Source organism: Kribbella sp., assembly GCF_035655035.1.
Taxonomy (GTDB): Bacteria; Actinomycetota; Actinomycetes; order Propionibacteriales; family Kribbellaceae; genus Kribbella.
Map to the genome: position 1 here is coordinate 1 of NZ_DASRVN010000522.1, position 7934 is coordinate 7934.

Here is a 7934-nt window from a genome sequence, read left to right on the forward strand (position 1 = left end):
GTGCCGAAGCGGATCGGTTCGCCGTGGACGAGCGGGATGATCGCGTCGTCCCGGGTCTCCGGGTCCTTGAACGCCTCGAACGCGTTGTCGTTGAAGATCGGGCAGTTCTGGTAGATCTCCACGAACGCCGTACCACGGTGCTCGGCAGCGGCGCGCAGTACCGACGTGAGGTGCTTGCGGTCCGAGTCGACGGTCCGCGCCACGAACGTGGCCTCCGCGCCGAGCGCCAGCGAGACCGGGTTGAACGGGTTGTCCACCGAGCCCATCGGCGTCGACTTCGTCACCTTGCCCGGCTCCGAGGTCGGCGAATACTGGCCCTTGGTCAACCCGTAGATCCGGTTGTTGAACAGCAGGATCTTCAGGTTCACGTTCCGGCGCAGCGTGTGGATCAGGTGGTTGCCGCCGATCGACAGCGCGTCGCCGTCACCGGTCACCACCCAGACGCTCAGATCGGGACGCGCGGTCGCCAGACCGGTCGCGATCGCCGGCGCGCGGCCGTGGATCGAGTGCATGCCGTACGTCGACAGGTAGTACGGGAACCGGGACGAGCAGCCGATCCCGGACACGATCGCCACGTTCTCGCGCTTGATCCCGAGCTCCGGCAGGAACCCCTGGAAGGCCGCGAGTACGGCATAGTCGCCGCAGCCGGGGCACCACCGGACCTCCTGGTCCGACACGTACTCCTTGCGGTTCTGCGGCTCGGTCGCGGGCGGGACGTTCCGCAGGCCGTCGGGCAGGCTCGGCATGCCGAGCTCTACGGCGCTCATCGTGCTCCCTCCGGGTTCAGGTGGCCGTTCTGGTCGGCGAGTGCCTCGCCGTGCTTGAGGGCGGCCGCCGCGGTGCCGAGGTGCCGGGCGTCGTCGTCGATGCCCGCGGTCTCCTCGACCAGGTTGCCGATCACCTCGGCCAGCTCCGCGGCGCCCAGCGGCATCCCGCGGACCTGCGCGTAGGAGACGACGTCGACCAGGTACTTCGACCGCAGCAGCATCGCCAGTTGGCCGAGGTTCATCTCCGGGACCAGGACCTTGTCGTACGACTTCAGCAGCTCGCCGAGGTTCGACGGGAACGGGTTCAGGTGCCGTAGGTGCGCCTGCGCGACCTTGCCGCCGACCTTGCGGACCCGGCGGACACCGGCGCCGATCGGGCCGTACGTCGAACCCCACCCGAGCACCAGGACCTTCGCCGTACCGTCCGGGTCGTCGACCTCGACCGGCGGGATGGTCCGCGCGACCGCGTCCACCTTGGCCTGCCGGGTACGGATCATCAGGTCGTGGTTGGCCGGGTCGTACGAGATGTTCCCGGTCTTGTCCTCCTTCTCCAGGCCGCCGATCCGGTGGTCCAGGCCCGCCGTCCCCGGGATCGCCCAGGCACGCGCCAGGGTCTCCGGGTCACGCAGGTACGGGAGGTACTTGCCGTCGGGCGCGTTCGGCGCGGTGGTGAAGTTCGGGTCGATGGCCGGCAGGTCCTCGACGACCGGGATCTGCCACGGCTCGGACCCGTTCGCCAGGTAGCCGTCGGACAGCACGATCACCGGCGTCCGGTAGGTGATCGCGATCCGGGCGGCCTCGATCGCGATCGCGAAGCAGTCCGCGGGGGACTGGGCCGCGAGCACCGGCAGCGGTGCCTCGCCGTTGCGCCCGAACATCACCTGCAGCAGGTCGGCCTGCTCGGTCTTGGTCGGCATCCCGGTGGACGGGCCGGCCCGCTGGATGTCGCAGACCACCAGCGGCAGCTCGAGCATCACGCCGAGGCCGATGGTCTCGGACTTCAGGCTGATCCCGGGACCGGAGGACGTGGTCACACCGAGCGCCCCGCCGAACGACGCGCCCAGGGCGGCACCGACACCGGCGATCTCGTCCTCGGCCTGGATCGTGGTGACGTTGAACCGCTTGAGCTTGGACAGCTCGTGCAGTACGTCGGAGGCCGGCGTGATCGGGTACGCCCCGAGCACCAGCGGCAGCCCCGCGCGCTGCGCGCCCACCACCAGGCCGTACGCCAGCGCCAGGTTGCCGGAGATGTTCCGGTACGTCCCGGTCGGCATCGGCGCGGGCTTCACCTCGTACCGGACCGAGAACTCCTCGGCGGTCTCGCCGAAGTTGTAGCCGGCCCGGAAGGCGGCGATGTTCGCGTCCCGGATGGCCGGGTTCTTCGCGAACTTGGTCTCCAGGAACGTGATGGTCGACTCGACCGGTCGCTGGAACAGCCAGGACACCAGGCCGAGCGCGTACATGTTCTTCGCCCGGGACGCGTCCTTGCGGGACAGGCCGAACTCCTTGACCGACTCCACCGTCATGCCGGTGAGGTTCAGCGGTACGACGTGGTAGCCGTCCAGCTCGCCGGTCTCCAGCGGGTTCTCGTCGTACCCGATCCGCTTCAGGTTGCGCGCGGTGAAGTCGGCGGTGTCGACGATCAGCGTCCGGCCCCGCGGCACGTCCTTCAGGTTCGCCTTCAGGGCCGCCGGGTTCATCGCGATCAGGACGTCGGGCGCATCACCCGGCGTCAGGATGTCGTGATCGGCGAAGTGCAGCTGGAAGGAGCTGACCCCGGGCAGGGTTCCGGCTGGTGCGCGGATCTCTGCCGGGAAGTTGGGCAACGTCGACAGGTCATTGCCGAACGACGCCGTTTCCGCTGTGAACCTGTCCCCCGTGAGTTGCATCCCGTCGCCGGAGTCGCCGGCGAACCGGATCACCACGCGGTCGAGCTGCTTGACCTCGATGGTCACTGTTCTGTTCATCTCCAAGTCGGCACTTGGGTCGGTCTGCCGCTTCGTGGGCGACAGGTCGATCCCCCCAGTCAGGGCGATAACCCCAATATTAGTTCGCCCTTAGAACGGAACCATGCGGAAGCCCCGGTGGTCCACAGCCTGGGACGCGGTGTTACAAGACGCCTCGATCGGCTAAGGGCGGTCTCACCCTCCGCGAACGCCCGGTTGCGAACCGGAGTGAGAACCGGCAGGGTGGCGTCAACTGACTGCGACTTCAGGGAGTTGTTCCATGCGCCGACTGCTCGCCGGACTGCTGACGCTGCTGGCGCTGGGCTGTGCGGTTCCGAGCGCGTCCGCGGTCCCGTCACCGGTGCGCACCGCGAAGATCGCGAGCATTCGTACGACGGACGCGACCAAGGGCGTGATCACCGTCGTCGGCACGCTGACCCCGGCGCCCGCGAACGGCACCCGGATCCCGCTGCACCAGTGGATCCCGGCACAGAAGCGCTGGCAGGAGATCGCGCACGGGTACTCGACCGGCGGCAGCGTGACGATCACCACGGTGCAGCCCGGGTCGATCCGGACGTACCGGATCGGGGTCGGGCCGCAGGCGCCGTACGCCGCGGCGCTGTCGCCGACGATCAGCTTCAAGCACTACGTATGGCGGGGGCTGTTCAAGAAGGGCGTACTTGCGGTCGGCGGGGCGGGGCAGCCGCAGTTCAACGTCGTACCGCCGAAGGAAGGTCCGAAGCGGGCCGAGGCCGACCTGCTGGCCGACCAGGGTGGGTACGTCTGGGGCGAGGTCGACTCGACCGGCTGCCGGTACTCGCGGAACTGGTTCGGCAACCTGACCGACGGGCTGGTCCGGGTCTCGCTGCACAACGGGACCACGGCCGTCACCTCGATCCGCATGCAGCAGGAGACCGAGGGCTGGCTCAACTACGACATCTCCGGCATCACCCGCCTCCGCCTCCAGGTCACCGACATCCGCTCCGGCTACGGCCCGTACGTCTCGATCGACTCTCTCCTGCTCTGCACGAACTAGACTCAGCCTCGTGTCGGACAGCTATGGCGTCGTCGCCGCGGTGGTCGTGCTCGGCCTGGCCGGGCTGATCGGCGCGTTCGCGCTGAACAAGGCGCTCACCGTCACGTACCCGACCGAGGGCAAGCTCAAGACGTACGAGTCCGGCGTCGACCCGGTCGGCGAGGGCTGGGCGCAGGTCCACATCCGGTACTACCTGTTCGCGTACCTGTACGTGATCTTCGCCGTCGACGCGATCTATCTGTTCCCGTGGGCGACGATCTTCAGCACGCTCGGCGTCGCCACCCTGATCGAGATGTTCGTCTTCCTCGCCTTCGTCGCGGTCGGCCTCCTGTACGCCTACCGCAAGGGTGTCCTGCGCTGGACCTGAGAGGGGGCCTGAGAACCCTGCGCCTACTGCGGGGCACTCGGCACGGCACCTCGCCCCCGCGCGCCGATGCACCGCACCGAGCACCTCCTCGCTACGGCGCAGAGTTCTCAGGCCCCCTCTGAGCCAGGGCGTGGGCGATCGCCCAGTCCTGGCAGCCGACGCCGACCGACTTGAAGACCGTGCGGCTTCGCTTCGGGGGCGGGGCGCTGAGTGCCGTGCCCAGCTCGACCAGGTCGTTCGTGCTGAGGGTGCCGGACTCGACCGCGTCGATGATCTCGCCGGACTCCTCCAGGGCGGCTTCGCGCTGGTCGACGACGACGGTGCTATCGGTGAACAGGTCGCGGGGGAGTTCGCGCATGGTGGGGCGGAAGGCGCCGATCGCGTTCACGTGGACGGTGTCCGGGAGGTCGTCGGCGGAGAAAAGCGGGGTGCTGGACGACGTGGCGCAGCAGACGATCTGCGGGTCGCCGAGCTCCGTGCCGGACGTGAACCGTATGTCGGGGAACTCCTTCGCGAGGTCCCGAGCCAGTACGGCGGCCCGCTCGGCGGAACGGCCGACGATCGTGACGTCCGCGATCGGGCGGACCGCGAGGACCGCGCGGACCTGGTCGGGCGCCTGCGCGCCGGTGCCGATCACGGTCAGGCGGGAGGCATCGGCGGGCGCCAGCAGGTCGGTCGCGACGCCGACCACCGCGCCGGTCCGGAGCGTGGTGATCGAGCTGCCCTCGGCGACCAGCTGTTCGCCGTCGCCGGTCCAGATCACGGTCGCGCGGATCGCCGGTACCTGGTCGAGCGCGATCCCGATCTTCTTCACCACCGCGGTCCCGGTCGGGGAGTGGTACGCCGACATCACCAGCACCGCGCCGTCGCCGAAAATCTGCCGCGGCGGCAGCACGAAGTTCCCGGCCGCGAGCTCCCGGAACCCGTCCCGGACGGCGTCGATCGCCGTACTCATCGCAACGGCGCGGCGGACATCTTCGGCGGAGAGCACGATCACCCGCCCGAGCATATTCTGAAGCCCCCTTGAAGCACCGCCTACCGAGGAGCGACGACCGTGCAGAGCTGGCTGGACGAGAACCTGACCGACCTGATCACCAAGCACGGCGTACCGGCGGCCTCGGTCGCGGTGCTGGCCGGCGGCGAGGTGAGTACGGCCGCCGCGGGCATCCTGAACCTGAACACCGGCGTCGAGGCCACCACCGACTCGGTGTTCCAGATCGGGTCGATCACCAAGCTCTGGACGACCACGCTGATCATGCAGCTGGTTGCCGACGGCAAGCTGGACCTGGACCGGCCGGTCCGCGAGTACCTGCCCGGGTTCCGGCTCGCCGACGAGGCCGCCGCCGCGGCGATCACGCCCCGGCAGCTGCTCACGCACACCAGCGGCTTCTCCGGCGACGCGTTCACCGCGACGTCCCGCGGCGACGACGCGGTCGAGCTGTTCGTCGACGACGTACTGCCCGAGCTGCCGCAGGAGATCCCGCCGGGCGCGGGGTTCTCGTACAACAACTCCGGCTTCGTGGTGCTCGGCCGGATCGCCGAGGTGCTGCGGGGCAAGCCGTACCACCAGCTGATCCGCGAGCACATCGCCGTACCGCTCGAGCTCGGGCACGTCGCGACGATCCCGGACGAGGCGCTGCTGTACCGCGCCGCGCTCGGGCACATCGCGCCGCAGCCGGGCGACCCGGTGCAGGCGGCGCCGATGTGGAGCCTGGTGCACGCGATGGCGCCCGCCGGGTCGCTGCTGGCGATGAGCGCGGGCGACCTGCTGACGTTCGGCCGCGCGTACCTGGACGCGACGCTGCTCGACCGGGCCACCATCGACCGGCTGTGGGAGCCGCAGATCGACGTACCGGCGATCGGCGGATTCGCGGAGCAGTGGGGCCTCGGCTGGATGATCTTCGCCGGCGGCCTGTACGGCCACGACGGCGGGACGATCGGCCAGTCGGCGTTCTTCCGGCTCGTCCCGGAACACGGTGTCGCGATCGTGCTGCTGACGAACGGCGGCGACACGGGCGCGCTGTACGACGAACTCGTCGGGCACATCCTCCGCGAGACCACGGGGATCGTGCTGCCCGCCCGGCCGCTGCCGCCCGAGCAGCCGGTGGACGTCCTGTCGGAGCTGGTCACCGGCCGCTACACCGGCGTACTCCAGCAGTCGACGGTCAGCGTCGAGGACGGGGAGTTCTGGGTTCTCGACGAAGCGGTCAGCGACGAGGCGCGGGCGCTGCTGCCGGAGCCGCGGCGGACCCGGCTGGTCGGGCTCGACGAGTCCCGCCTGATCGCCGCCGAGCCGGAGCGGGGTGTGCACGAGGTGCTGGCGTTCCGGAGCCCGGTGGACGGTCGCGCCGGGTATCTGTTCCGGGGCGGCCGGCTGACCCCGCGGAGTAACTGAGAGTTATTCCAGCTTCCGTTGCCTGATCACCGTATGTGATTGCGCTTGGCAACAAGCGTGAGTTTCAAGCGTTCTGTTCAACGGAATGCGTACACATGGTCGCCAAGCGCAGGGTTGCGGGCTATGGTGATTACTCGGGGGAACGGGGCGAGTACGTGGTGGTGAGGCTATGTCTTGGCAACTCTGGGTAGTGATCGCTGTGGCCGCGGCTGGGTTGATACTGCTGGCGGTGGCCCGGATGCGGCACGCCCGCAAGGTCTTCGCCGACATCACCGAACCCGACCGCCCCGAGTCCGGCCGTTCCGAGTCCGGCCGTTCCGAGTCCGGCCGTTCGGAGTCCGGTCGTCCTGAGCCGGACGAACTGGCTCGCGCCCGGGCCCGCCACCTTCCACACAACCCGGCCCACCGCCGCAGCCACGGCTAAGCGTCGAGCAGCCCGTCTCGCCGGGCTACCGCGGCGGCCTCGGTGCGTGAGCGGACGCCGAGCTTGGCGAGGATGTTCGACACGTGGACGCTGACGGTCTTCTCGCTGATGTACAGCTCCCGCGCGAGCTGCCGGTTCGTCCGTCCCTCGGCGAGCAAACGCAGTACCTCGGTCTCACGCGACGTCAGAGCACTCGCGCCGTGCGACTCGCCGCCGCCCGCCTCCTCCAGCAACGGCCGCGCGCTCAACTCACGCCCGACGTCAGCGGCCAGCGCGGTCTGCTCGTTCGCCTCCGCGACCCGGCCCGCCGCCCGTAGCGCCGCCGACAACCGGATCCGCGACCACGCCTGCTCGAACACGTACCCGTACCCGAACGCGTCCGTCGTCCGCTGCCACGCGGCAACGTGTTCCTCCGGCGTCGGCGCGTCCACCCCCGCCAGCCAGCGCAACCGGTCCCACTCCGACTCGAGCCGCGCCAGCCACGCCAGCCCCTCGACACCCATCAACCGCCCCGGCGGCAGCCCCTTCTCCGCGGTCGCCTGACCGAGTGACACCAGATCCGCCCCGCGGGCGACCAGCTCCGCGGCGGCCGACGGCTCACCGACCGCACGGTGGCACAGCAGTTGCAACCCGAGCGTCGCGAACCGGATCCGCCCGAGGAACCACTCGGTCTGGAACACGTCGGCGCACAACGCCGTCACGTCGGCGACCAGCTTCTCCGCCGCGGCCGGCTTGTCGAGCGCCCGGTACGCGTCCACGGCGGGCTGCAGCCCGATGATCGGCAGCATGATGTCCAGGTCCCACCACTTGCGGGACAGCTCGAACTCCTCCGCGACCGCGGTGTCGCCGCGCCCGCCGCGGACCGAGAACTCCACCGCCCGCAACGCCGCCCCGGCCGCCGCCGGCGTCATCGCGTCCGTCCGCGCGGTCGCCGACGCGTCGTCCCACTCGCCGAGCATGAACTGGGTCAGCGCCAGCATCCGCCGCGCGTCGAACCCG

Annotated in this window: 8 protein-coding genes; 4 read left to right on the forward strand and 4 right to left on the reverse strand. The window is 69.8% G+C overall.

Going from position 1 to position 7934, the window contains the following annotated elements:
• Both VFF46_RS28435 and VFF46_RS28440 read right to left on the reverse strand, forming a co-directional pair.
• Nucleotides 1-767 (reverse strand): 2-oxoacid:ferredoxin oxidoreductase subunit beta (locus VFF46_RS28435; RefSeq protein WP_325040293.1); only part of this gene is annotated, 767 nt, incomplete at its 3' end.
• Complete coding sequence (locus tag VFF46_RS28440) at nucleotides 764-2734, reverse strand: 2-oxoacid:acceptor oxidoreductase subunit alpha (protein WP_325040294.1); 1971 nt, start codon at nucleotides 2732-2734, stop codon at nucleotides 764-766. The genes VFF46_RS28435 and VFF46_RS28440, both read right to left, overlap by 4 nt.
• 259 nt (nucleotides 2735-2993) lie before the next feature.
• On the opposite strand from VFF46_RS28440, the gene VFF46_RS28445 reads away from it, so the two are divergent.
• Nucleotides 2994-3749: a hypothetical protein gene (locus tag VFF46_RS28445; RefSeq protein ID WP_325040295.1), complete on the forward strand. Its 756-nt coding sequence runs from the start codon at nucleotides 2994-2996 to the stop codon at nucleotides 3747-3749.
• Nucleotides 3750-3759: 10 nt separating this feature from the next.
• A complete protein-coding gene (locus VFF46_RS28450; RefSeq protein ID WP_325040296.1) occupies nucleotides 3760-4116 on the forward strand; it encodes an NADH-quinone oxidoreductase subunit A in 357 nt (118 codons plus the stop codon).
• 91 nt (nucleotides 4117-4207) lie between these two features.
• Here VFF46_RS28450 and VFF46_RS28455 read toward each other — a convergent pair whose 3' ends face one another.
• Nucleotides 4208-5113, reverse strand: coding sequence for an ornithine cyclodeaminase family protein (locus VFF46_RS28455; RefSeq protein WP_325040298.1), 906 nt, complete (start codon nucleotides 5111-5113; stop codon nucleotides 4208-4210).
• A gap of 57 nt (nucleotides 5114-5170) precedes the next feature.
• On the opposite strand from VFF46_RS28455, the gene VFF46_RS28460 reads away from it, so the two are divergent.
• Together VFF46_RS28460 and VFF46_RS28465 are read left to right on the forward strand one after the other, a co-directional pair.
• Nucleotides 5171-6511, forward strand: a complete 1341-nt coding sequence (locus VFF46_RS28460) for a serine hydrolase domain-containing protein (protein ID WP_325040299.1) — start codon at nucleotides 5171-5173, stop codon at nucleotides 6509-6511.
• A 169-nt stretch (nucleotides 6512-6680) separates the two neighbouring features.
• Nucleotides 6681-6935 (forward strand): hypothetical protein, encoded by a 255-nt coding sequence (locus tag VFF46_RS28465; RefSeq protein ID WP_325040300.1) that lies wholly within the window; start codon nucleotides 6681-6683, stop codon nucleotides 6933-6935.
• On the opposite strand, the gene VFF46_RS28470 is transcribed toward VFF46_RS28465, so the two are convergent.
• The coding region (locus VFF46_RS28470; RefSeq protein ID WP_325040301.1) for a response regulator transcription factor at nucleotides 6932-7934 on the reverse strand (1003 nt) is incomplete at its 5' end. The two genes, VFF46_RS28465 and VFF46_RS28470, sit on opposite strands and share 4 nt — an antisense overlap.

Bases quoted from the DNA above. Each gene is read 5' to 3' on its own strand.
- VFF46_RS28440 (WP_325040294.1), bottom strand. From the start codon at position 2,734: ATGAACAGAACAGTGACCATCGAGGTCAAGCAGCTCGACCGCGTGGTG.
- VFF46_RS28445 (WP_325040295.1), top strand. From the start codon at position 2,994: ATGCGCCGACTGCTCGCCGGACTGCTGACGCTGCTGGCGCTGGGCTGT.
- VFF46_RS28465 (WP_325040300.1), top strand. From the start codon at position 6,681: ATGTCTTGGCAACTCTGGGTAGTGATCGCTGTGGCCGCGGCTGGGTTG.